This is a genomic window from Halopseudomonas phragmitis (genome assembly GCF_002056295.1).
Classification (GTDB): Bacteria; Pseudomonadota; Gammaproteobacteria; order Pseudomonadales; family Pseudomonadaceae; genus Halopseudomonas; species Halopseudomonas phragmitis.
Window position 1 is genome coordinate 98,761 of the sequence record NZ_CP020100.1, and the last position, 25,265, is coordinate 124,025.

14 protein-coding genes and 1 pseudogene are annotated in these 25,265 nt (G+C 60.8%); 3 read left to right on the forward strand and 12 right to left on the reverse strand.

The window, feature by feature from the left end; genetic code table 11:
- Positions 1-8: 8 nt before the first annotated feature.
- Positions 9-1,028 (forward strand): CAF17-like 4Fe-4S cluster assembly/insertion protein YgfZ, encoded by a 1,020-nt coding sequence (ygfZ, locus tag BVH74_RS00465; protein ID WP_080048178.1) that lies wholly within the window; start codon positions 9-11, stop codon positions 1,026-1,028.
- A gap of 10 nt (positions 1,029-1,038) precedes the next feature.
- A complete protein-coding gene (locus BVH74_RS00470) occupies positions 1,039-1,866 on the forward strand; it encodes an HDOD domain-containing protein (protein WP_080048179.1) in 828 nt (275 codons plus the stop codon).
- A gap of 70 nt (positions 1,867-1,936) precedes the next feature.
- Here the strand turns inward: BVH74_RS00470 and BVH74_RS18690 are convergent, their stop codons facing one another.
- The 6 genes from BVH74_RS18690 to prfB form a co-directional block, all read right to left on the reverse strand.
- Positions 1,937-2,752 (reverse strand): enoyl-CoA hydratase, encoded by an 816-nt coding sequence (locus tag BVH74_RS18690; RefSeq protein ID WP_119701007.1) that lies wholly within the window; start codon positions 2,750-2,752, stop codon positions 1,937-1,939.
- A 72-nt stretch (positions 2,753-2,824) separates the two neighbouring features.
- Positions 2,825-3,508, reverse strand: a complete 684-nt coding sequence (ung, locus tag BVH74_RS18695) for a uracil-DNA glycosylase (protein ID WP_119701006.1) — start codon at positions 3,506-3,508, stop codon at positions 2,825-2,827.
- Positions 3,501-3,839, reverse strand: coding sequence for a PA3694 family proteiin (locus tag BVH74_RS00480; RefSeq protein ID WP_080048180.1), 339 nt, complete (start codon positions 3,837-3,839; stop codon positions 3,501-3,503). The genes ung and BVH74_RS00480 overlap by 8 nt, the downstream gene beginning before the upstream one ends.
- A gap of 11 nt (positions 3,840-3,850) precedes the next feature.
- Entirely contained in the window at positions 3,851-5,134 is a 1,284-nt protein-coding gene (locus tag BVH74_RS00485; protein ID WP_080048182.1) for a flavohemoglobin expression-modulating QEGLA motif protein, read from the reverse strand.
- Positions 5,135-5,527: 393 nt separating this feature from the next.
- Positions 5,528-7,033: a lysine--tRNA ligase gene (gene lysS / locus BVH74_RS00490; protein WP_080048183.1), complete on the reverse strand. Its 1,506-nt coding sequence runs from the start codon at positions 7,031-7,033 to the stop codon at positions 5,528-5,530.
- A gap of 49 nt (positions 7,034-7,082) precedes the next feature.
- Positions 7,083-8,178 (reverse strand): peptide chain release factor 2 gene (gene prfB / locus BVH74_RS00495; protein WP_119701005.1). Its coding sequence is split into 2 segments (ribosomal slippage): positions 7,083-8,105 and positions 8,107-8,178, totalling 1,095 coding nucleotides; the frame shifts between segments, so codons are not numbered across the junction.
- Between the two features lie 358 nt (positions 8,179-8,536).
- Here prfB and BVH74_RS00500 point away from each other — a divergent pair.
- Positions 8,537-10,945 (forward strand): phosphoketolase family protein, encoded by a 2,409-nt coding sequence (locus BVH74_RS00500; protein ID WP_080048186.1) that lies wholly within the window; start codon positions 8,537-8,539, stop codon positions 10,943-10,945.
- Positions 10,946-10,968: 23 nt separating this feature from the next.
- Here the strand turns inward: BVH74_RS00500 and BVH74_RS00505 are convergent, their stop codons facing one another.
- The 6 genes and pseudogenes from BVH74_RS00505 to BVH74_RS00530 form a co-directional block, all read right to left on the reverse strand.
- Positions 10,969-13,224, reverse strand: a complete 2,256-nt coding sequence (locus tag BVH74_RS00505) for a putative bifunctional diguanylate cyclase/phosphodiesterase (protein WP_231705551.1) — start codon at positions 13,222-13,224, stop codon at positions 10,969-10,971.
- 116 nt (positions 13,225-13,340) lie between these two features.
- Positions 13,341-16,040 carry a cation-translocating P-type ATPase gene (locus BVH74_RS00510; RefSeq protein WP_080048189.1) on the reverse strand — a complete coding sequence of 900 codons (2,700 nt, stop codon included), beginning with the start codon at positions 16,038-16,040 and terminating at the stop codon, positions 13,341-13,343.
- 82 nt (positions 16,041-16,122) lie between these two features.
- The gene (locus BVH74_RS00515; protein WP_080048190.1) at positions 16,123-17,721 is read right to left on the reverse strand and encodes a GMC family oxidoreductase; all 1,599 of its coding nucleotides are present in this window, start codon (positions 17,719-17,721) and stop codon (positions 16,123-16,125) included.
- Between the two features lie 235 nt (positions 17,722-17,956).
- The gene (recJ, locus tag BVH74_RS00520) at positions 17,957-19,672 is read right to left on the reverse strand and encodes a single-stranded-DNA-specific exonuclease RecJ (RefSeq protein WP_080051570.1); all 1,716 of its coding nucleotides are present in this window, start codon (positions 19,670-19,672) and stop codon (positions 17,957-17,959) included.
- Positions 19,673-19,679: 7 nt separating this feature from the next.
- The gene (locus tag BVH74_RS00525) at positions 19,680-20,219 is read right to left on the reverse strand and encodes a YaeQ family protein (RefSeq protein ID WP_080048191.1); all 540 of its coding nucleotides are present in this window, start codon (positions 20,217-20,219) and stop codon (positions 19,680-19,682) included.
- 100 nt (positions 20,220-20,319) lie between these two features.
- Positions 20,320-25,263 (reverse strand): annotated as a pseudogene (locus BVH74_RS00530) (DNA repair ATPase); the annotation flags it as partial.
- Positions 25,264-25,265: the final 2 nt, after the last annotated feature.

The following is a 25,265-nucleotide window of genomic DNA, read 5'->3' on the forward strand; positions in this document are numbered from 1 at the left end:
TGACTGACATGACCGCCATTATTGAGCCCCTGCACTCCCGCTTCGCCACCTGCGAACCCGATCATGAGCCCGCCACGGCTCTGACCCTGCTCAGTCACGAGGCCATCCTGGCGATCTCCGGCCCCGATGCCGAGCGCTTCCTGCAGGGTCAGATCACCTGCGACATCAGTCGCCTGCCAGTTCCCGGCAGTACGCCGGGCGCGCGCTGCAACCCCAAAGGGCGGATGCAGTCGAGCTTTCGGCTGCTGCGCAGTGAACCCGAGCATTACCTCTTGGCGCTGGAACAGTCACTGCTAACACCACAACTGGCCGACCTGAACAAATACGCCGTCTTTTTCCGCAAGGCCCGCCTGGAAGACGCCAGCCAGCACTGGTGCCGACTCGGACTCTGGGGTGAACAGGCCGGCCGGGCTCTGGAGCAGGCAGGACTGGCCGTACCCGAGACCACTGACATCCCGAGCCAAACCGCCCAAGGACTGGTAATTCGCCTCAGTGACGGCGCCTACGAGCTATGGCTACCGGCCGACAAGGCCCCAGCCGTACTTGAGCAGTTGTGCCAACAGGCCACTGCCGCTCACCTCAACCAATGGCTGCTGCGCCAGATCCGTGCCGGGATCGGCCAGGTCATGGGGCCAACCCAGGAGAGCTTCATTCCGCAGATGCTGAACCTGCAACTACAGGGCGGCGTCAGCTTCAGAAAAGGCTGTTACACCGGCCAGGAAATCGTCGCCCGCATGCAGTATCTGGGCAAACTCAAACGCCGGATGTTTCGCCTGCTACTGGCCGGAACCGCGATACCACCGCCAGGTACACTGATCGTCGAGCGCGACAGCGGCAAGCCGATCGGTGAACTGGTTATCGCCGCACGTACCACCCAGCGAGTGGAAATGCTGGCCGTGCTGCAAAAGGATGCGGCACAATATGCCACTTTGAGTCTGGCCGATGCCGACGGGCCGCTGCTGACCCTGGCCGACCTGCCCTACGACCATGAACTGGCAGCCACCGAAACCGACAACGCCTCCGAATAAGGGAAACTGCATGACCGATCTGGCCCAACGCGTTCAAGACGAACTGATCGACGCCATCAACAAGGACCAGTTGACGCTTCCCACTTTGCCGGAAATCGCCCTGCGAGTTCGCGAAGCCGCCGAAGACCCGAATGTCAGCATCCCCTTTCTGGTCAAGGAAATCAGCAACGACGCTGCACTCAGTGCGCGCCTGATCAAGGTAGTCAACAGCCCGCTACTGCGCAGTCGGAGCGAAATTACCGACCTGTCGATGGCCGTCAACCGCCTAGGCATCACCTATACAGCCAACCTGGCCACCGGCCTGGCCATGCAGCAGATGTTCCAGGCCACCTCGGACGTGATCGACCGCAAAATGCGTGAAGTCTGGGCACGCAGCACCGAAGTCGCCGGCATCAGCCACGTGCTGTGCCGCCACTACACCCGGCTCAAGCCCGACCAGGCGACCTTGGCCGGCCTGGTCCACCAGATCGGTGTTTTGCCGGTCCTCAGTTATGCCGAGGAAAACAGCCAACTGCTGCGCGATTCGATCAGCCTGAATCTGGTCATTGAACGCATCCATCCGGTCCTGGGTGACAAGATTCTCGAGGCCTGGGACTTCCCCGCACCGCTATTGAAGGTACCCAGCCAGCACCTGGACTTCACCCGCAACTCGGCCACAGCCGACTATGCAGATATCGTCCAGGTCGCCATGCTCCATGGACTGGCCGGCAGCGAACATCCATTCGCCCAGATGAACTGGAATCAGATTCCCTCCTTCGCCAAGCTGGGTATCAACCCGCTCGGCGAGGAAGAAGACCTGTCAGCAGAGATGGAAGCAGCTACGCACCTGCTCGGCTGAACGACCCTTACCCATTGCGAGGACTGCTGCGTCGCCACGCTCCTCGCAATGGCCGATTTTCAGCCTGCAGTTAGCGGTTACGCCATTGCGGCGGCCGCTTCTCCAGAAACGCATTGACACCCTCAAGGGTGTCCTGCAGCTCGAACAGATCAACAAAGCGCTCGCGCTCGTCGGCCAGCAGGCTGTTCAACGGCTGACTTCGGGCACCCTGGATCAATTGCTTGCAGGCCTTGACCGCACGCGGCGACTGACGCCCAACCTGAGCGGCCAGATGTAGCGCCGCCGGCACGGCCTGCCCTTCCTCGACCACCTCCTCGACCAGACCAATGCGCTCGGCCTTGACCCCATCGATCCGCTCACCACACAGAATCATCCGCTTGGCCCAGCCCTCGCCCACCAGCCAGGCCAGTGCCTGGGTCCCACCGGCACACGGCAGCAGCCCGACACTGGCCTCCGGCAAAGCCAGTTGCACCTGACGCTCGGCAATACGGATATCGCAGGCCAGAGCGCACTCCAACCCACCACCCATGGCATAGCCATTGATCGCGGCAATCGACACTCCAGAAAAGTCCCGTAGCGCCTCAAAGGCCAGGCCAAACCAGCGTGCCATTTGCCGGGCCTGAGCCCGATCACCCTCAGCAAACAGCTTCAGGTCGGCACCGGCCGAGAAAAACCGTTCGCCACGTCCCGTGATCACCAAAGCATAGATCTCCGGATCGCTGTCCAGATGCTTCACCAGTTCATACAGGCCGTGCAGGGTATCTTCATCCCAGGTATTGGCCGGCGGGTTGTCGATGGTCACCAGCGCGGTATGGCCCACCTTCTGGACCACCAGCATCTTGGTCTTGGGTACCAGCGCGGTATAGGGTTGCAGAGCATGTTCCATGGTGGTTCTCCAGGCAGGTTCAAACTGCCTCAAGGATAAGCCATAACCCACCGGGCCACACAACCTTCGGGATCAGGGCAGACGCCAATCGATCGGCGTCAGGCCATGCTCTTGCAGATAACGGTTGGCGGCCGAGAAATGTCCGTTACCGAGAAAACCGCGATGGGCCGACAGCGGCGAAGGGTGTGGCGAGGCCAGCACGCAATGGCGGTCAGAGTCGATATGCGCACCTTTTTTCTGTGCGTAGCTGCCCCAGAGCATGAACACCAGATGCTCACGTTGCTCGTTCAGCACTTCAATGATCCGCGAGGTAAAACGCTCCCAGCCCCGATTGGCATGCGACCCGGCATTGGCCTGCTGCACGCTCAACACCGCATTGAGCAATAGCACGCCCTGATCAGCCCAGCTTTGCAGGCAACCATGGTCAGGAATGGGGTAGCCAAGGTCACGCTGGATTTCCTTGAAGATATTCTGCAGCGACGGCGGTGCCGGCACACCCGGCGGCACCGAAAAGCTCAAACCGTGTGCCTGCCCCGGACCGTGATAGGGGTCCTGACCGATGATCACCACTTTGACCTGCTCCAGCGGCGTGCTGTTAAGGGCATTGAACATCAGCGGCCCAGGCGGAAAGATCACCTTGCCAGCACTTTTCTCGGCCTGCAGGAAACTACGCAACTGCTGCATGTAAGGCTGTTCGAACTGGTCTGCCAGAACCTGCTTCCAGCCCTCGTCCAGTTGCACAGTACGCTCAGTCATCCGCGCCTCCCAGCACTGGCACCGACTGCGCTTCACAGCGCACCACCCGCTGACGACCATCGACCAGCACCCCGGACAGAGCATTGTGCCGCCGCGAATGCAGCACCAGCACTCCATCCACACACTCGGCCAAGTAATCGGCCGGGGTGCCACGCAACTGCCCCTGGGCATCGGCTACGGTAACCAGATCGAAACTGGCCAGCTCACGCCCCTGATCATCCTGAGTCAGGTTCAGATAGCCATACAGGTGCAACACCGTCACAGTGGCGATGACCGTGGCAAACGCGGTCAAAATCATGGGTATCTTGTTGGCTTCCTGAATCCAGGCCATGCGAAACTCCGTTACAGAATATTGGCGTAATCGGCCTCGATCCGCTCGAGGCTGAGGTTGGTAAGAAATCCGGAAAAGCACATCCAGGCGCTCAGCGCATTGAGATCGGCAAACGGCTCGGGCAAGTAGCGCGGCGGCACCACCAGACCTTCGTCCACCAGTTGCCCCAGGGTGCGCATATCCTCCAGCGTGGTCTTGCCACAGAACAGCAACGGAATCTGCTGCAGTTTGCCTTTGCGCACCGCCAACTGGATGTAGTTATAGGTCAGGATAAAACCCTTGAGGTAGGCCAGATCCTTGGTGAATGGCAAACCAGCGCTGCTGGAGCCACGGAACACACGGCTGGCGTTGGCATAACTGTCCTCGCGGCTGTAACCCTCGCCACGATAGAACTCGAACACTTCAAGGAAATTGGCCCCGGACTCGGCCAATTGGATTGCCCGGGTACGGTTGGTCAGCTTGCGCAGCCGGGCTGGATAGGAGGCAAAGGTAATCACCTCCATCAAAATCGCCAGGCCTTCCTGGGTCACGGTCGAGGACGGCGGCCCCTTGGCCAGAAAGGTACAGATCGGCTGGTGCTGACCATTCAGACTGGTCGCCACATGCACCATGCCTTCATGCACTGCCAGAATTTTCAGGTCGCGCTGATTGAACATGGCATCGCTGCGAATCTTGATGTAATCGGCGCCAGCGGCCGCATCGGCAACGATGCCGTCGGACTCGAAGACCCGCACCGCCTGATCATCGGGAAACGCCTGATTCATCCTGTCCTGCAGAATCGCCACCGCTTCTGGCGCTGCAATGGTCTTGGGCTCTCGGCCCAGGTCGTTACCGATATTGCTCAAGGACTCACTAAGCATGATGCCCAGGTCGGTAATGGTCGGGTCGCCAGCGTGGAACGCGTCCGAAGCCGAGCCATAGAGCTCTTGGGAGATTCGCCCGAACTCCGGCGTACCGCGCCCTTCCAGCATGCGGATGACCATGCGATATTCGCGGCACATGCGGCGCATGATCTGGCCGACCGGGCTGAAGGTGCCTAGCTGGCGGGTAATGTCGCGCTCAATATCCTGGAACAGTTGCAGACGCTCGGCCGGATCGAAGCTCAGCGGGCGCTGGGCATAGTAATCGGCATCCACTGGCGGCAGGCTCTTGCAGCGTTTGCGAAAAAACTCCTCGCGCACACTATCATCCCACTTGATCGCATCCAGCACCCGAATCGGCGCCTGCGCCTCCACCAGCCGATCGGACAGGCTGCGGATCACCAGTTGGTATTGCTCGCTCTGTTTGACTGCCATGACCGAAATCTCTGAATGACGAGCGTTGACATTACGGGGCTTGTTTGTTGGGTGCAATGCCCTGCCGAAGGCCACTCATTGTGGACACGCCACAAGTACATCCCTGTAGGCTCGGCGATAGCCATCCCTGGCTATCGACGGTCCACAATGAGTGACCTTCGACAGCGCAAGGAGCGTTGGCTCCGTCTGGCCGTCTGGGGAAACCCTGAGCCCCATCAATGTATCCAAGCGCGCCTGGGGACGGCCTATGGCGGACCGTCGATGGCCAGGGATGGCCATCGTCGAGCCCCAGGGATGGCTTGTAGCGTGTCCGCCATAGGCCGTCCCCAGGCGCGCCAGCAGCACATCACTCCAGGGCTCAAGGTTTCCCTGCACTGACCAACGGAAAAACGATCAGTGATGCTCCGGACGCATATGCGGGAACAGGATCACGTCGCGGATCGATGGCGAGTCGGTCAGCAGCATCACCAGGCGGTCGATACCGATGCCCTCGCCGGCGGTCGGCGGCATGCCGTATTCCAGCGCACGCACGAAGTCGGCATCAAAATGCATGGCCTCATCGTCACCGGCGTCCTTGTCGGCCACCTGGGCATGGAAACGCTCGGCCTGATCCTCGGCGTCGTTCAGCTCGGAATAGGCATTGGCGATTTCACGGCCACCGATGAACAGCTCGAAGCGATCGGTCACGCTCGGATCGTCATCGCTGCGGCGCGCCAGCGGCGAGACCTCGAACGGATAGCGGGTAATAAAGGTCGGCTGCTCCAGCTTGTGCTCGACCAGTTCCTCGAACACCATGGTCTGCAACTTGCCCAGTCCTTCAAAGCCCTTGACGTCGGCACCGGCCTTTTTCGCTATCGCCCGGCACTGCCCCAGGTCACGCAGGTCCTCGGCGCTGATCTCGGGATTGAAGTGCAGAATCGAGTCGAACACCGACATCCGCGCGAACGGCTTGCCGAAATCGAACACCTTGCCCTGGTAGGGCACCTCGGTAGTACCCAGCACCGCCATGGCCAGCTCGCGGAACAGTTCCTCGGTCAGGTCCATGTTGTCCTCATAGTCGGCGTAGGCCTGGTAGAACTCGAGCATGGTGAACTCGGGGTTGTGCCGGGTCGATACGCCTTCGTTACGGAAATTGCGGTTGATCTCGAACACCCGCTCGAAGCCACCTACCACCAGCCGCTTCAGATACAGCTCCGGGGCGATGCGCAGGAACATCGGCAGATCCAGCGCATTGTGATGGGTTTCGAACGGTTTGGCTGCGGCACCGCCGGGGATGGTCTGCAGCATGGGCGTTTCGACTTCGAGGAAGTTGCGCTCGGCGAGGAACTTGCGGATGTGGCCGATCACCTGCGAACGTACCTGGAAGGTGTGGCGGGTGTCCTCGTTGACGATCAGGTCAACATAACGCTGCCGGTAGCGCTGCTCGGTGTCGGTCAGACCGTGGAACTTGTCCGGTAGTGGCCGCAGCGACTTGGTCAGCAGTTGTACGGCGGTCATATGCACATACAGGTCGCCCTTGCCGGAACGCGCCAGGGTGCCTTCGGCAGCGATGATATCGCCCATGTCCCAGGTCTTGATCGCTTCCAGGGTTTCGGCCGGCAGGCCCTTGCGGTCAACATACACCTGAATCCGCCCACTCATGTCCTGAATGACCATGAAAGCGCCACGGTTGAGCATGATGCGCCCAGCCACCTTGACCGGAATCGCCGCGCCTTCCAATTGCTCCTTGCTGTGCTCGGCATAGGCCTTCTGCAGATCACCGGCGTAGCTGTCACGGCGGAAGCGGTTGGGGAAAGCGTTGCCCTTGGCCCGTTCGGCGGCAAGCTTTTCCTTGCGCAGGGCAATCAGGCGGTTTTCTTCCTCGTGATGGGCTTGCTGGTCATGCTGCTGATCGGTCATGTCGGGTCTTCCTGGGTAAAACACGTAATAGAGTTGGCCTGGCGGGAGCTTAGAGCCCCTGCTTCAGGCTGGCCTCGATATATTCATCGAGATCGCCATCGAGCACCTTGTCGCAGTCGCTGCGCTCGATACCAGTGCGCAGATCCTTGATCCGCGACTGGTCCAGCACGTAGGAGCGGATCTGATGGCCCCAGCCGATATCCGACTTGCTGTCTTCCAGCGCCTGGGCGGCGGCGTTGCGTTTCTGCATTTCAAGCTCATAGAGCTTGGCACGCAGCATCTTCATTGCAGTATCACGGTTGGCGTGCTGCGAACGCTGGTTCTGGCAACTGACCACGGTATTGGTCGGCACGTGGGTGATCCGGATTGCCGAGTCGGTAGTGTTAACATGCTGACCACCGGCACCGGAGGAGCGGTAGGTGTCTACCCGCAGATCGGCCGGGTTGATGTCGATTTCGATGTTGTCATCGATTTCCGGCGAGGCGAATACCGCGCAGAACGAAGTATGCCGACGGTTGCCGGAGTCAAACGGGCTCTTGCGCACCAGCCGGTGCACACCAATCTCGGTACGCAGCCAGCCAAAGGCATATTCACCACGCACATGCACGGTGGCACTCTTGATCCCGGCGACTTCACCTTCGGACAATTCGACAATTTCCGCCTCGAAGCCGTGCTTGTCGGCCCAGCGCAGATACATGCGCAGCAGCATGTTGGCCCAGTCCTGGGCCTCGGTACCGCCAGAGCCGGCCTGGATATCCAGGTAGCAGTTGTTGGCGTCCATCTCGCCGCTGAACATGCGCCGGAATTCGAGTTTTTCCAGACTGTCCTGCAAGCGCTGCAGCTCGCTGACGATGTCGGCCACGGCGGCCTCGTCGTTTTCTTCAGCGGCCATTTCCAGCAGTTCGGAGGCATCCGTCAGGCCAGCGTGCATATCGTCCAGCGTTTCGACGATCTGCGCCAGTTGAGCCCGTTCACGGCCCAGGTTCTGAGCCCGCTCCGGATCATTCCAGACGTTTGGATCTTCGAGCTCACGCTCGACTTCGGTCAGACGATCACGTTTGTGATCGTAGTCAAAGATACCCCCTGATGGTCTCGGAACGACCACGCAGATCTTTGATGTTGTTCAGAATCGGATTGATTTCCATAGGTCAGGCAGCCCGCTTGGGAAAAAGCCGGCATTGTAGCGGAAATCGGCCGCCCCGTGCAGTTTCTCCACGACCGAAGGCGGTTGACCGCAGCGCCACCAGCCTTGACCCAGATCAGAGAAGTTCCAGCCAGAGCGCCTACACTAAGGAAACACTGATTAAATCATTTCGGTACTGGCCCAATTGTCGCTGACCTGTTCTGGACACGCTGTAAATACATCCCTGTACGCTCTTAGATGCCATCCCTGGCATCTAACGGTCCAGAACAGGTCAGCGACAACCGGGCTACTGAGCTTGTGTGGAACTAATCAGTGTTTCCCTAGTACACACTGTTTGCCATGAACAACGGAGCCATACCGTGAGCCAGCTGCTTCCCGATCAAGCCACCCTTGACCAGCATGCCAATGACCACCCCAGCTTTGCCCAATGGCGCGCCGGTTACGGGGTAATAGAACACAGCCTGACGACCCAGGCCGCCGCCTTCCGGCTCGCCCATCAACTGGTCCAGTTGCACTGTCAGCCCAATCTGGATGCGGTCTACCAGCAACTCAGGGCCCTTGATCTGTTGACCAGTGCCGGCCTTTGGCTGGTGGTCCACATGACCTACGCCAAACGTTGCCATACCGACGGCAGCCCGCTGCCGGCCGAAGATTTCAAATCCCGGCCAGAAGGCCATACCGGCGGGGCCCTGAACATGGTGCCGGGCTACGCCGCCTACCTGGCGCTGAACAACCTCACCGGCCAGACCCGCAGTTGGCTGATGGGTCAGGGTCACTGCGTGGCGGCCATCGATGCACTCAACGTACTGACCGGCAACCTGCATCCGGAACAGGCCGAACGCTACCAGGGTGATCAGGGTCTTCATCTCTTGTTGCGCGACTTCTATGGCTATACCCAGTTACCCGACGGTCGCCCGGCCGCACCTCTCGGCAGTCACGTCAATCCTTACACCGCCGGAGGCATCAGCGAAGGTGGCTACCTGGGCTTTGCCGAACTGCAGTATGCGCACATGCCACTACCCGGAGAAACCTTGGTGGCATTTCTCTCTGACGGCGCTGCCGAAGAGCAACGTGGCAGTGATTGGATACCCCGCTGGTGGCGTTTCGAAGATTGCGGCACGGCCTTGCCGATCATGATCGCCAATGGCCGGCGCATCGAACAACGCACCGAGCTGGGTACGCTGTCCGGTCTGGAAGGCTTCGCCGAGCACCTGACTCGCTGCGGCTTCGATCCGATCCGGTTTGACGGGCGCGACCCGGCGGCCTTTGTCTGCGTACTGTTCGAGATGGAGCAACGCCTGGGCCGACGGGTGCATGAATATCAGCATGGCCTGCTGCATTACCCGCTGCCGATCCCCTACGGCATTGCCGAAACCACCAAGGGCTTCGGCTTTTATGGCGCGGGCGAGAATGCGGCTCACAACCTGCCATTGCCGGGCAACCCGCGCCATGACGAGGCTTCGCGCGAGCTGTTCAACCAGCATGCCGCCAAGCTTTGGGTCGAGCCCGAACAGTTAGCCCAGGCTTGCCAGCAGTTGAGCCGGCATACCGAGCAACAGCGCCCGCTGGAGCGCGACCACCCGCTGACGCAACGCCACCCGGCCCAACCGCTGATCCCGGAAATTGAATGGAGCAGCGATGAGCGCTCGGCGATGCAGGCAGTCGATCGCTTCTTCGTTGCGCTGGTGCAGGCCAACCCCGAGCTGCGAGCCCGGGTCGGCAACCCGGACGAGTTGGCCAGCAACCGTCTGGGCGGCGTGCTTGAATCGCTCAAGCATCGAGTCAGCGAGCCGGAAAGCGCTCTGGAGGACATCCACGGTCAGGTGATCACTGCCCTTAATGAGGAAGCCATTGTATCGGCCTGCCTGGCCAACAAGGGTGGCCTGAATCTGGTGGCCAGCTACGAAGCCTTCTGCGTCAAGATGCTCGGTGCGGTCCGCCAGGAACTGATCTTCGCCCGACACCAAAAGGAAGTCGGCCGGCCGGCCGGCTGGCTTGGTTTTCCACTGATCGCCACTTCGCATACCTGGGAAAACGGCAAGAACGAGCAGTCACATCAGGACACCACCTTCTGCGAAGCCCTGCTGGGTGAAATGCACGATGTGATGCAGGTCGTGTTCCCGGCCGACTACAACAGCACCCTGGCGCTATTGCCGCAGCTATATCTGCAGCGCGGCCGACTGAGCTGTCTGGTGGTAGCCAAGCGTGACCGCCCCAGCCTGCTGACACCGCCACAGGCCCGCCAGCTGGCCCGTGATGGCGCCTTGCTGCTGGCTGAGCACCAGGCCAACGGCGAACCGCTGCTGCTGATCGCCAACGGCGCTTATCAACTGGCGGAGATGCAACGCGCCGCACAACGTCTGAGCGAACATGGCCAGTCCTGGCAACTGATCTATCTGCAGGCCCCCGGCCATTTCCGCATCCCGCGTGACACCCACGAGGCCAGCGCCTGCGCCAGCCCGGAGCTGCGCGAAAAGCTGTTCCCGGCCGAGATCAGCCGCCGGGTTATGCTCTGCCATATGCGCCCGGAAGTGATGCGCGGGCACCTGGCCAACCTGTTGCCGCACTTTGAACGTAGCAGGGTGCTGGGCTATATCAATCGCGGCGGCACTCTGGACGAAGCCGGCATGCTGTTCGCCAACCGCTCAACCTGGGCCCACGTAGTCGCCGCCTGTGCTGAAGTCTGCGCGGTCCCGGTACAGCACTGGCTGGATGAAGAGGAGCTGCTGGCAGTTCAGGGCTTGGGCAACCCGCATATCCTGCGTTAACGTCGCTACCTGATCGACCCTGATCAGTTGATCAGGGTCGGGCGCAGCCGGTCGACGCCTGCCACGGACCCGGCCAGACTGGCCAGCACCGGCTCAAGCTGTCGGGCAGACTGCGGTCGGCTGAACCAGTAGCCTTGAACGAAGTGACACCCTTCCTGATCGAGAAACGCCATCTGCTCGGCGGTTTCGATCCCCTCGGCAATCACATCCATCTCCAGACCCCGCCCCAATCCGATGATTGCCCGACTGATAGCCTTGAGCCGTTCGTTATCCGGTTCCATGGACACGAAGCTCTTGTCGACCTTGATGATATGTAACGGATAACGGTGCAGATAGCCCAGCGAAGAAAAGCCGGTGCCAAAATCATCAAGGGCAATACGTACCCCCATGCTCTCCAGTTCACGCAGCGTCGCCAGGGTCTGTGGACCATCCTGCATCAACAGGCTTTCGGTAATTTCCAGCACCAAACTGCTGGCCGGCAGGCCGGTCTCGGCCAGGATCAGAGCCACCCGTTCGGCGAACCCTTGCTCGAGCAATTGGCGGCTGGACAGGTTGACCGAGCAGCGCAGCCCAGGGTATCCGTGGGTCTGCCAGGTTTGCACCTGGGTGCAGGCCTGACGCAGCACCCACTCGCCAACCTTGACGATGTCACCGGTCTCTTCCAGCACAGGAATGAACTCATCCGGCGCCACCAGCACCTCGCCCTGCCACCAGCGCAGCAAGGCTTCTACCCCGATCACCCGCGAACGTCCAGCGGTAACCTTGACGATGGGCTGATAGAACAGTTCGAACTGGCCCCGTCCCAGCGCCTCGCTCAGCGCGGTTTCCAGATTCAAGCGTTGATGCACTTCCTGTTGCAGCGTCTCGTTGAACAGCGCCAGTTGCGACTTGCCGAACGCCTTGGCTCGATACAATGCCAGGTCAGCCTCGCGCAGGGCATCCTGCTGCTGATCCTGGCCTTTGAGCGGAGCCACCCCGATACTGGCGCTGATATTCAGCCGCCGACCACCAGCGATCAGCGGATAATGCAGGCTGCTCATGATCCGCTTGGCCACGTGCTCGGCATCCGCCGCCCGGGCCATGTCATCCAGCAGCACCACAAACTCGTCTCCGCCAAAGCGGCACAGGTGATCACCTGGGCGGATACAGCGCTCGATCCGGTTCGCCACCTGTACCAGCACCTGATCGCCTATCTGGTGCCCCAGGCTGTCATTGATCAGCTTGAAACGGTCCAGGTCAATGAACAGTACGGCGGCATAACGGGCACCGGGCTTGGCCTGGCGCTGCAAAGCCTGCAACAGCAGTTCATTCATGCGCTGCCGATTGGGCAAGCCAGTCAAAGGGTCATGCAAAGTGGCATGGGCCAGTTCCTGCTCAGTGCTCTTACGCAGGGTTATATCCGACTGCGAGCCGGCCAGCAGGCGTTCGCCATGCTGATCCACCGACAGCAACCCGCGGATCAGGACCCAGACTAGGCGGTCCCAGCGATCACGGACCTGACATTCAATATGCAGGAACGGTTGGCGCCCTTCCAGATGCTCGGTCACTGCCGCGGCAAAAGCCTGTCGATGGTTTTCCGGCATGCGCTCGGACCAGGCATGCAGGGTAGCCGGTGCGGTAACGGCATCCAGCCCCAGCATCTGCAGCCAGCGCTCGGATAATTGCAGGCGATCATCATCTACATGCCATTCCCAAAGCCCGTCGTTGGCCCCTCGCACAGCTCGCGCATAACGCGCTTCACTGTCTTCCAGCGCCAGTCGGCTGGCGGCTGCATAGGTATCGACCGCCAGGGTCATGTCGAAGAACACCGCCTTCATCAGCCCACGATACAGTCGCGCAGCCAGCTCAGGCTGATCCGGCCATTGGCCAAACAATGCCCGATGCATAAAGTTCAGATAAAAATGATAGGCGCCCAGATACCACTTGGATTCGACCTGTTCACGCTCATGGGTCAACCCCACCAGAATGCGCAAACGGGCATACTGCAAGTCATAAGGGCCACGCAACAACTGTCCGTAATAACGCAGTTGATGCTCTTTCAGGCGCACCAGTAGTCCGGGCCTGGCAAACTGCGCAGCTGGCGAATCAAAGCCCTGAAGGTGCTCATGCAGGGCCTCAACACAACGCTGATGCATGGTATCGAGCTCGGCCAGATAAGGGGTCAGTTCGGCCTGATCACCCTCCTCCAGCATCAGCAAACGCATGCGTCGCTGCAGCTCAGCCGCGTTCAACCCGAGGCTGCGCTGCATTTCCTCCAGGCGTTTTTTCAGGTCAGGCACTACCCAGGCTCCCCCCGCCAAGAGCATGCCCCCATGCTCCACTTAACGCTGTCGACTGACGTATTGCAGTCTCGACTTTGGCAAAGGGCTATCACACCCCATTCATATCGACTCCGTCAATCCCCCGTTCTAGGGTCTGGTCGACGAACGCGCTTCTCCAATTCCAGCACCAGCAACACCACAACCCCGGCCAGAGGTGCCAGGATCAATGGCCACAGGCCCAGGCTTTCGGTTGCGAACAGCGCCTGCATCGGTGAACTATAAGTGAAGGCCAATTGCAACGCCGTGACCGCCAGCACCACAATCCATACCGTCGGCGTACCGAGCACTCCACGCAGTGTCAACGCCGGGCTGTCCAGATAACGCACAGCAAACAGATAGAACACCTCCATCGCCACCAGGGTGTTGACCGCCAGCGTGCGCGCCGCACCCTCACCCAGACCGGCATGCAACGCCCACTGGAAGGTGGCGAAGATCCCGCCAAGAAACAGCAGCGAGACCAGCACGATACGCCAGACCAGGAAACTGTCGAGGAATGCAGCCCTGGCCGAGCGCGGCGGCTTGCGCATCACATCCGGTTCGGCAGGCTCAAAGGCCAGGCCCATGGCCAGGACCACCGAACTGACCAGGTTGACCCAGAGAATCTGCAAGGCGGTGATCGGCAACGTCAGGCCAATCAACAACGCCACCACCAGGCTGGCCGCCTCACCGCCATTGATCGGCAACAGGAAACTGATGGCCTTTTTCAGGTTGGCGTAGACCGTCCGCCCTTCTCGCACCGCCGCGGCAATGCTGGCAAAATTATCGTCGAGCAGCACAATATCGGATGCCTCACGGGCCGCTTCCGACCCCTTGACGCCCATAGCGATACCAACATCGGCGCGCTTGAGTGCTGGTGCATCGTTGACCCCATCCCCAGTCATCGCCACCACTCCGTGGGCTGACTGCAGGGCCTGAACCAGTCTCAGCTTGTGCTCCGGGCTGGTCCGGGCGAACACGTCGACCTCCTGAGCCAGAGCCAGCAATTGCTGATCGTCCAACCCATCCAGCTCCTGCCCGGTGGCAACCCGTTCGGTATTGCGCAACCCCAGACGCGCGGCAATCGCCCGGGCAGTCAGGGCATGGTCGCCAGTAATCATCTTGACCCGAACCCCGGCCTGATGACACTCGGCTATGGCTTCCATGGCTTCCTGGCGCGGCGGATCCATCAACCCAACGATCCCGATCAACTGTACACCACTGGCCAAATCGTCACTGGCCAGCACCACCTGGCTGGCCGCTACCGGCTTGCGTGCCAAAGCCAGCACTCGCAGGCCCTGCTCCGCCAGTATCTCAACCTGCTGCAGCCATTGTTCAGGCCGCAGCGGCTGGACACCGCCCTGTTCGTCCAGTTGGCTATCGCACAACGTCAGCAATCGCTCCGGAGCGCCCTTGAGCAGAATCACGCCATGACCCTGGTGGTCATGGTGCAAGGTGGCCATATAGCGCAGATCGGCATCGAAAGGTATTTCATCGACCCGCGGCCACTGCCCGGAACAGGCCTTGGTATCCAGACCGGCCTTGGCCGCCAGCACCAGCAAGGCCCCTTCCATCGGATCCCCGAGCACTTGAATCTGGTCGCCCTTATGCTCCAGCTGCGCGTCATTGCACAGCACCGCCGCCTGAGCCAACGGCTCCAGCAATGGCGCCGGCGGTTCAGCGGCAACGTCGCCAATCCGGCCATCAACGATGTAACCGTCACCGCTGACCGGATATTCACGCCCAGCCAACACCACCGCCGCGACCATCATCTCATTGCGGGTCAATGTGCCGGTCTTGTCCGAGCAGATCACCGAAACCGCGCCCAGGGTTTCAATCACCGGCATGCGCCGCACTACCGCCTGGCGGGTGGCCATGCGTCGTACGCCAATCGCCAGGGTAATGGTCAGGATCGCCGGCAACCCCTCGGGAATGGCTGCCACGGTCAGCGCCACCACCGCCATGAACAGCTCGACCGGCGGCCGGCTACCGAACAGCCAGCCAGCGATAAACACCATGGCACCAGCCAGCACAATGACCAGCGACAGGTACTTGGCAAACCGGTTCATCTGCTCAAGCAGCGGTGTCTGCAGCACCGTGAGGGTATCCAGCAACCCGGAAATGCGGCCGATTTCGGTCGTTTCACCGGTGGCCACGACAATCCCCCTGGCCGTACCGGCCCGCACCAAAGTGCCGGAATAGGCCATGCCCAGCCGATCCCCCAAGGGCGCATCTTCGGCCTGGGCTTCAACCGACTTGTCCACCGCCACCGACTCCCCGGTCAGCAGCGCCTCATCAACCTTGAGCCCATGTACCTGATCCAGGCGTACATCAGCCGCCACCCGGTCACCGGCCTCAAGCAGCAACAGGTCACCCGGCACCAGTTCGGCGGCATCGATTCGCTGACGTTCCCCCTTACGCCAGACCGTGGCCTTGGGCGCCAGCATGTGGCGAATGGCAGCCAATGCCTGCTCGGCCCGCCCTTCCTGGATAAACCCGACTACCGCCTGCAACACCACTACAGCCAGAATCACACTGGTATCCAGCCAGTGCCCGAGCACCGCAGTGACTGTCGCCGCCACCAGCAGAATGTAAATCAGCACATGTTGGAACTGGGCCAGCAAGCGCCGCCATAGTGGCCGTGGCTTGACCCCAGGCAGGCGATTCTCACCATACCGAGCGAGCCGTTCAGCCACCTCTGGCGGACTCAGACCCGACGATGTGCAGTTCAGCGTGTCATAGACCTGCTCAACCGGCTGGGCATGCCATGGCCGGGAGCTTTGCGGTTGATCCATCATCAGTCTCCATAAGTGCAAGCTAGCCTCAATTGCACCTCGACAGCCTTGTCGACGCATTGGCCCAAGTCAAGATTCCACCCGATTATCCGATCATCAGTTGCGCCAGCTTTTCAGCGATCATCAAGGTTGGCGAGCAGGTATTGCCCGAGGTAATACTCGGCATGATCGACGCATCCGCCACCCGCAGCCCGCTCAAGCCATGTACCCGAAGCTGATGATCGACCACCGCATCGGGACCACTGCCCATGGCACAGGTGCCGACCGGATGAAAAATCGTCGTACCGATCAGCGCGGCCGCCGCCGCCAGCTCCTCATCAGTCTGATAGGCCGGCCCCGGCTTGTACTCCTGTGGCTGGTATGGCTGCAGCGCCGGAGCTGCCACAATACGTCGGGCCAGGCGAATTGCCGCCACCGCAGTACGCAGATCCTCCGGATGACTCAGATAGTTGGGCTGGATCAGCGGTGCCTGGGCCGGGTCGTGACTGGCGATCCGCACATGCCCACGGCTGTGTGGATGCAGATCACACACCGAGGCAGTGAACGCCGGGAACCGGTGCAACGGCTCACCAAAACGCTCCAGCGATAACGGCTGCACATGAAACTCCAGATTGGCCGCCGGCTGCTGCGGATCAGAACGGGCAAAGGCACCTAACTGACTCGGCGCCATGGCCAACGGGCCGCTACGCTTGAAGGCATAACGCAGTGCCATACTCAGCTTGCCATGCCAACTGGCGGCCAATTGATTGAGGGTCAGGGCATTGCTGACCTGATAGATCAGGCGCAATTGCAGGTGATCCTGCAGGTTTTCACCAACGCCCGGCAGGACATGATGCACCGGCACCCCGAGCGACTCAAGCAGCCCCCGAGGGCCAACCCCGGAGCGCTGCAACAGCGCTGGCGAACCTATGGCGCCGGCACAGAGAATGACTTCACCCCGACACTCCAGATCAAGCACCTGATCATGCCAGCGCACACTCAGGCCCTTGACCCGCCGCCCGCTGAAGTTCAGGTAAAGCGCCTCGGCTGCGGTCAGCACGGTCAGGTTGGCGCGTTTGCGGACCGGTTGCAGAAAGGCCTTGGCAGCATTCCAGCGCACGCCACTGCGCTGATTGACCTGAAAATAGCCGCAACCCTCGTTATCGCCGCGGTTGAAGTCGTCTACCGGCGGGATGCCACACTGGGCGGCGGCCCGTTGAAAGTCATCGAGCAAGGTCCAGTGCAGCCGCTGATTTTCCACCCGCCATTCGCCGTCACCGCCATGCACCTCACTGGCCCCAGCAAAATGACTTTCACTGCGTTTGAATAGCGGTAGCACCTCCTGCCAGCTCCAGCCGGGGTTCCCGGCCGCTGCCCAGCTGTCATAGTCACGCGCCTGACCACGCATGTAGATCATGCCATTGATCGACGAGCAGCCACCCAACACCCGACCGCGCGGATAGCCCAGACTACGACCGCCCAACCCCGGCTCAGGCTCGGTCTGATAGCACCAATCGGTGCGAGGGTTGCCGATGCAGTACAGGTAACCAACAGGGATATGAATCCAGGGATAGTCATCGCGGCCGCCAGCTTCCAGCAGCAGCACCCGCTTGTCTGCCTGGGCAGACAGACGGTTGGCCAGCAGGCAACCCGCCGGACCGGCCCCCACAATGATGTAATCGTAACTGCTCGCGCCAGGATTCATGGTTCACCACGCGTATTGTTTTACTTTAAGCGTGGCACACATCCCCGGGGACGCAAATGACTTGGCGGGGTTGGACCGGGGGACCGCTGAAAAACGTAAGCGAGGCAGGCAAGACAAGGCAAAAACGGCCGAAAAAGCGCAATTTACGTGGTGTAAATGAGCATTTTGACCGGGCTCGCGATCGAGGCCGTTTTTAACGCCGTATTGCCAACGCAGCTAGTTTTTCGGCGGTTCCCTAAAGTGGCTGCAGAAACCTGACTACCAGCTGCAAACTCTGACGCCCACGGTACTCGTTGATATCCAGGCTATAGGCCAGACGTACTCGCTGAATGCGCGGATTGGGCCAGACTTGAGGATCAATATTGAAGGCAATCGCATCCAGCACTTCGGTGCTGCCTGGCGGTTGCAGCACCATTTTCAGGTGGCGCTCGCCAACCAGCCGCTGCTGGATCAATTGAAATTCACCATGAAAGCCCGGCTCGGGAAAGTGCTGCCCCCAGGGGCCGGCTTCGCGCAGTTGCGCGGCCAGTTCGAGCCGGAATTCGCTGACCGTCAGTTCGCCGTCAGACAGCAGCCGGCCACTCAGGTCCTCGGCGCTGAGCTGACGCCGGACCTCGGCATCGAAGGCCGCCCGAAACGTCTCGAAGTGGGCCCTGGGCAAGGACAACCCAGCCGCCATGGCATGGCCGCCGAACTTGCTGATCAGACCGGGGTTGTGCGCCGCCACCGCATCCAGCGCATCACGAATATGCAGCCCGGCTACCGAACGGGCCGAGCCCTTGATGTCATCATTACCGGCATCAGCAAAGGCAATCACCGGACGGTGATAACGGTCCTTGAGCCGTGAGGCAAGAATGCCGATCACGCCCTGGTGCCAGTCCGGGTCGAACAGGCACAGCCCAAATGGCAGTTGCTCGGCATCCAGACTCATCGCCTCCAGAGTAGCCAGCGCCTGCTGCTGCATCTCACGCTCGATGCTTTTGCGTTCGCGGTTGAGGCTATCCAGTTCACGGGCCATTTCCCGGGCCTGGTCCTCGGACTCGGTCAACAGGCACTCAATGCCCAGGCTCATGTCGTCCAGACGTCCGGCGGCATTGAGCCGTGGCCCGAGAATGAAACCAAGATCGCTGGAGCTCAGCCGCCCCATCGGCCGCCCAGCCACCTCCAGCAGCGCGCGGATACCTGGCCGACAGCGACCGGCGCGGATCCGCGCCAGCCCCTGATGTACCAGAATCCGGTTATTGGCATCCAGCGGCACCACATCAGCCACTGTGCCCAGTGCCACCAGATCAAGCAACTCGCCCAGATTCGGCTCGGGCCGCTCAGTGAACCAACCCGATTCGCGCAATGCCGCGCGCAATGCCAGCATCACATAGAAGATCACCCCGACCCCGGCAATTCCCTTGCTGGGGAATTCACAACCTGGCTGATTGGGATTGACGATGGCGTCGGCTGCCGGCAGTTGTTCGGCCGGCAAGTGATGATCAGTGACCAGCACCCGCATTCCGGCGGCCCGTGCTGCCGCTACCCCGTCGATACTGGAGATGCCGTTGTCCACGGTCACCAGCACGTCGGGCTGATATTGCCGGGCCACGGCGACGATTTCCGGGGTCAGACCATAGCCATACTCGAACCGGTTGGGCACCAGGTAATCGACCCGCGCCGCACCCAACGCCCGTAGCGCCAGTACCGCTACGCTGCTGGCGGTGGCGCCATCGGCATCGAAGTCGCCGACAATCAGCAGCGACTGACGCTGCTCCAGTGCCTGCTGCAACAGCGCCACCGCCGCCTCAATGCCCTTGAGCAGGGAATATGGCAACAAGGCCTGCAAACGCCGATCGAGTTCGGCCGCGGAGCAGACACCACGGGCGGCATACAGACGGGTCAACAGCGGCGGCAGCTCACCCAGGTCAGGCAACTGCTCGGGCAGCGGGCGGGACTCGATACGCATCAGAACCTCAGCGCTCACCCTGCAACCATTCCAGACTCAGTTCATGCTGGGCCTGGGCATCGCTGACATAGATAACGCCGTCACTGATCATCACCCCCCAGTCGATACTGCGTGGCAAGTCAGTGGCCAGCGCCTCCAGCGGCTCCTGCTCAACCACCGCGATGCTCAGATTCTTGAGCATCGCCGCCGCCGAACCCACTTTGCTGGCCCACACCCGGGTGTTGCCATAGGCTAACAATGACACCCTTTCGGCCCGCCGCGAACACCAGGTCAGACGGTCTGCATCCGGCAAACCCACTTCAATCCAGTGCATAACCCGACCATCCAGACTTTTTTCCCACAGAGCCGGCTCATCGGTATCCGACAACCCGCGACCAAAACTCAGCGCTTCGTTGTACCAGAGGGCGTAGGCCAGAATCCGCACCGTCAGCCGCTGCTCGGTTTCGGAAGGATGGCGCGCCACGGTCATGCGCAGATTTTCGTAGACCCCGCGATCGGTGTCACTGAGGTTGAGATTGATCTTATAAGGCGTGGCTTGCAGAGCCATGAGATGCATATCCAGAACTGGGTGGGCGGCCAGTGTAGCGCAAAACCACCCCCGCAGTGAGGGTGGTATGACTAACGCAACGCGCTCAGCCGCGCTCTCGCTCGACAGGCTGGCCGAGGGCTCGCAACTGTTCGACAATGCTGACCAACTGCGCCACTACCCGATTGCCGACATCCTCGTCGCTGCCGCCCATGGCCTTGTTGCGCATGAAGTCGGCCTTGATCCTGGCCCAGCGCTCAGCCTGCTCCGAAGTCAGGTTACCTCGCAGTTCAGCCAGTTTGAGCAGGTTCTCCTCCGCCCCAGTGGTCAGCAACTGAGCCTCCCCCTGATAATGATCGGCAATCAGTTGCAGCAGCTCCTGCTCATTCATCACCGGCGAAATCTTCTCCGCCAGCTTGTTCATGTTGCGGTAACTGCCCTGCAGGCGGAATGCCGGCTCGGTACGGTAGCGATCATCCTGGGCAGCACTGGCGATGTACTGCTGATTGACCCGGAACACCACATCACGCACCTGCATCATCCGCTCCAGGGTAGCCACGATCTCGTTGATCTCGGCGGTGCTGTAGCTGTGACTCAGTTCATTGCTGGAGAACGGCTTGCCTTCAGCCTTGGCAACAAACCGATAGACATCCTGCATGTCGCGAGTTGCCAACGGTGCCAGCACCGGGCTGGAGGTCAAACTGTTCTCGATGTAACTGAGTGCGAACACCTCCTGCATACCGCCCAGGGTGTCACCAAGGTTGTAGATGTCGGCGCGGTTGGCCAGCATGTCGGGAATCTTGAATACCTCACCGGATTCGGTATAGGGGTTACCGGCCATTACCACACAGAACTTGCGCCCACGCATGTCATAGGTGCGCGTGCGTCCTTTCCATACCCCTTCGATACGCCGAGTGCCATCACACAGGGAAATGAATTTCTGCAGAAACTCCGGATGGGTATGCTGGATGTCGTCGACATAGAGCATGACGTTGTTGCCCATTTCCAACGCCAGGTTGAGTTTGACCAGTTCCTGCGCCGAGGTCGCATCCGGGGCCTGGGCCGGGTCCAGCGAACGCACTTCATGCCCCAGCGACGGTCCATTGATTTTCATGAATACCAGGCCCAGGCGATGGGCCACGTACTCCATCAAGGTGGTCTTGCCATAACCGGGCGGTGAAATCAGCATCAACAAGCCAGTCAGATCCGAACGCCGGTTCTCTCCGGCGGTGCCCATCTGCTTGGCCAGGTTGTCACCGATTACCCCAAGATAGACATCGTTGATCAGCTTGTTGCGTACAAAGGAACTAAGCGGTCTGGGCTTGAACTCGGACAGCCGCAAGTCATCGCGCTGCTGCTGGATCACCGCCTGACGCAGGCTCTGGTAGCGGCGCAAACCAGGCAGGAAACGCTCGCGGTGATAGCGCAGCCGAGCAAAGAAGTCGTCCACCGCCAGGTCCATACAGCCCTGACTGATACGCGGGTGCTCGCCCAGCAGTTGCTCAACCCGAAACTGCAGGTCAACCTCGGTTATCCGTGTAGTCAGCCCGTCAGCGAGCAGTGCCAGGGCGACGGCCTCCGGAATGTAGGCTGCCAGCCCCGCATACTCGGGGGCCTGACAGAGCCCGCGCAACCAGTTGTCCACCAGCCACCAGCGCGCCCCCGGCCGGCCATCCAGACGCGCCAGCGCCTGCTGATAGTCATCCCAGATGGCGGCTTGCTCAAGTCGTTGGCGCAAGCCTTCGAGCAGATGTTCGGCATACTTGCTGAACAGCCATTCGTGCGACTCGCCAGCCAGCACCAACACCAGATACTCGGCCGCCTCGCCGAGCCCTTGCTCGGCTGTCTCCAGCCCCTGCTCCTCGCACCACTGACGCAAGCTCTGGAGCACTTCCTGCTGCAGTTGCCGCAAACCGTCATCAGGGCCGAACAACTGACGGATATGCAGCGCGCTGCGAGCACGCTGCGGCCAGTGGGCAGAGGCCTCATCCTGGCTGCACTGGCTCCAGAAGAACACCGCCTGGCCCCGCGCCTGCGGCGAGAAGCGCAGCAAACCAGCGCTATCTCGCAGCGGCAACAACTGCGCCAGAATCAGTGCGGCATCATGATCGTGGATACCTTTCTCATAACCTTCGCGGTAGCGCGGGGTGGCGAAATCGCGCAAGGTCCGGACCAGTTGCTCGGGGTCCAGCAATTGCCCATGCAACAGTTCCAGGCTCAGACCGTGCTCACCCGCTTCGGCAGCCGCCAGCAGCTCACCGGCCAGGTATTCGGCGCGATACAGTTGTGCCGATTCAGACTCCAGCGCTACCTGCCAGAACTCACGCAACTGCTCGAGTTCGGGGTGGACCAACGGCTCCAGAAAGTCAGTGCCGGTCAGATGCAAATGCAGGTGATCGCCGCGCGGCATCAGCGTCAGATCGAGTTCCTGGGTATTGACGCTGAAGCGATGACGCGGCCCCAGGCGAATGATATTGCCGCCGTCCTCGAACAGCTCACTCTTGTCGCGCAGCCCCCGCACGGCCTGATCCCTGGCTTGCTTGAGCCGGGCTTCGACATCATCAGCCTTGACGTTATCCTGCAGCTCGCGCAAGCGCTCGGTCAGCTCACGCAACTTGAGAATCAGTGGATCGGAGGCAAAGAATGCGTTCAGCTCATCGGCCTGGGTAAAACGCGCGGTACGCCGGCCAAGGCTGTCGATAATCCGCAACGCCGCATCCAGCAAGCCCTGAGCCCGACGCTGGCGCTCATCGACCAGAGCCTGGCGATGGGTCTCGAAGGTTTCCAGCAACTCTTCACGCTTGGCCAGGATATCGCCGAGAAACTCCTCGTGATCACCAAATCGGCTTTCCAGTTCCTCTAGCTGCACCAGCAAGCGCGACAGTTGCTCATCACAGCGCTCCGGGTCACGAGCCTGCCCCAGCGCACTGGTAATGCCCTGACTGAACAGCCGGAACTGGGCCCCGAACTGTGCCACCTGCTCGGCTGAGCCCAGACTGCGACGCTGTTGATCCGCCCGCGCCCGGGCCTGATTGAGCCGGGCATAGACCTCAGAGATTGACTCGACGATCGCGGTACGCTGGGTGGCATCATCGATCTGCAGAGAGGCCATCAGCCCCGACAGCATGTCGAGATCGGTCGCCATCGTCTCGAATGCCTCGAGATGCTCGCGCAATTGCGCCACGCTGACAGCCTCACGGGCCTGCTGGTCGTGCTCCTGCAACGCCTCGGCATAGGGCTGCAGGGCGGCATCACTGGCAAGAAACGCAGCAGTGGCGGCGGCAACCCGCTCCTGGGATTCGAGCAGTTGCTGTTCCATCTCATCGATGCGGGCGACATCGATATAGCGGTAGTCACGAATCGTCAGCAACTGACCACGCAAGGCATTGATGCCATTGAGCGCAGCGACGTAATCCTGCACCTGCTTCCAGTCATCGCTGCGCAGACTCTCATTGAGGGTCCGGAAACGCGTCTCGGCCTCAGCCATTGCCCGGGCCGACTGCTGACGAATGCTTTCAACCTTCTCGAACTCATCAAGTACCAGTTCACCGGTGGCGGCAATCTCGTGCAGTACCGATGCAAGACCCTGACAGTGTGGGTCATCCAGCCAGTGATAGGCATCGAACAGCCGCCGGGTATTGATACACAGTTGCGTATAGCGCTGAATCGACACCTCAGAACTGTCGATCTCGCGGCTCAGGTTGAGCAGTTCGGAAATTCCGCGAACCAGCTCGGGGTTGCCGATACGGCCGAAGAAACCACTGCGTTGCGGCTGGCGAGCGGCGAACTCGTCGGAGCAGAACGGCGTTTGCCAGATCTGCATCGGATGGATACGGGTCGGCTCATCGCCCTCGGCAGCGAAGATGACCATGCGGCCATCCTCGAGCCGGGCATAGCCATGGCCAAAAATCGGGTTCTGCAGCTCACGACTGATCATGTTGTAGGTGAACAGCGCCGAGCGCCCTTGCTCGGGATGGTAGAAGATGTACTGCACATCCTCACCATTGGGTGAACGCACCGCCCGCTTGAAGCGCATGCCCTGCATCGATTGGTCGAAGGCCTTGTGTTCACCGTTCTGCAGATAGTAGCCGCCGGGAAAGATAATCCCGTGGTCTTCCGGCAGTTGCACACAGGCCAGACCAATGGCGTCGATGCGCTCGACCTGTCGGGTCAGGGTATTGAAGACCAGATAGCGCCACTGCTCTTCGCGGTAGGGCAACACCTTGAGCAGAATCAGGCTGCCGAGCCTGGCGTATTCGATCTCCGCGTCATCCAGCGACTGGGTCTTGTCGAGCACCGCTTCGCGGTAGATGCCCAGACCATCTTCGGTATTATTCTCAACCTTGATGGTCAGGTTGCCGCCGAGAGTTTCGATGAACACGCTATCGAGAATATTGACGTGCGGATGGCGGCCACTGACCACCATCTCACGGTCGGTCTTCTGCCACTCGAAATCGTAGCGTCCGGGCAGAGAAATATCCCGCTCACCACGGTTGTCGATATAGCGTACCTGCTTGCCATCAACCGATATCGACCAGCGGAACACTCGCACGTCGCTGACCCGGTCACCGATCTGGAAGCACGCCAGCAACTTGCCGTCACGCACCAGCAATTGCAGCAGATGAGTGTTCTTGTAATAGGTATAAAGTTCGTTGAAATCGTTGACGAACCCCGGCTCGGCCAGGAAGCTGCCAGCCAGAGCAACCTGCTCGGCCTCATAACCTTCATCCTGCGCACTCAGCCGATAGAGCGAGAAAACGTCCTCGACGCGGGTTTCCTTTTTCAGGCCGAGAAAGACGTTGTAACCGAACAGCAGGCAGTCGCCGACCTGTACGATATCGCGGGCAGTGCAGTTGTTTTCGGTACGGATCCTGACCCGCCCGATCACCTCCATGCGACTGCTGCCGAACTCCTCCTGGCGCTGCTGATTGAGACTGTCGGCAATCTGCCGTAGCTGGCGCCCCTGCTCCTGCAGACGTCGCTGCAGTACCTCGTAGGCCCCGCCTTCGGCCACCGCCTTGTCCAATACGTCCTGTGTCTGGCTGATCGCCTGCGCGTCCGACATCC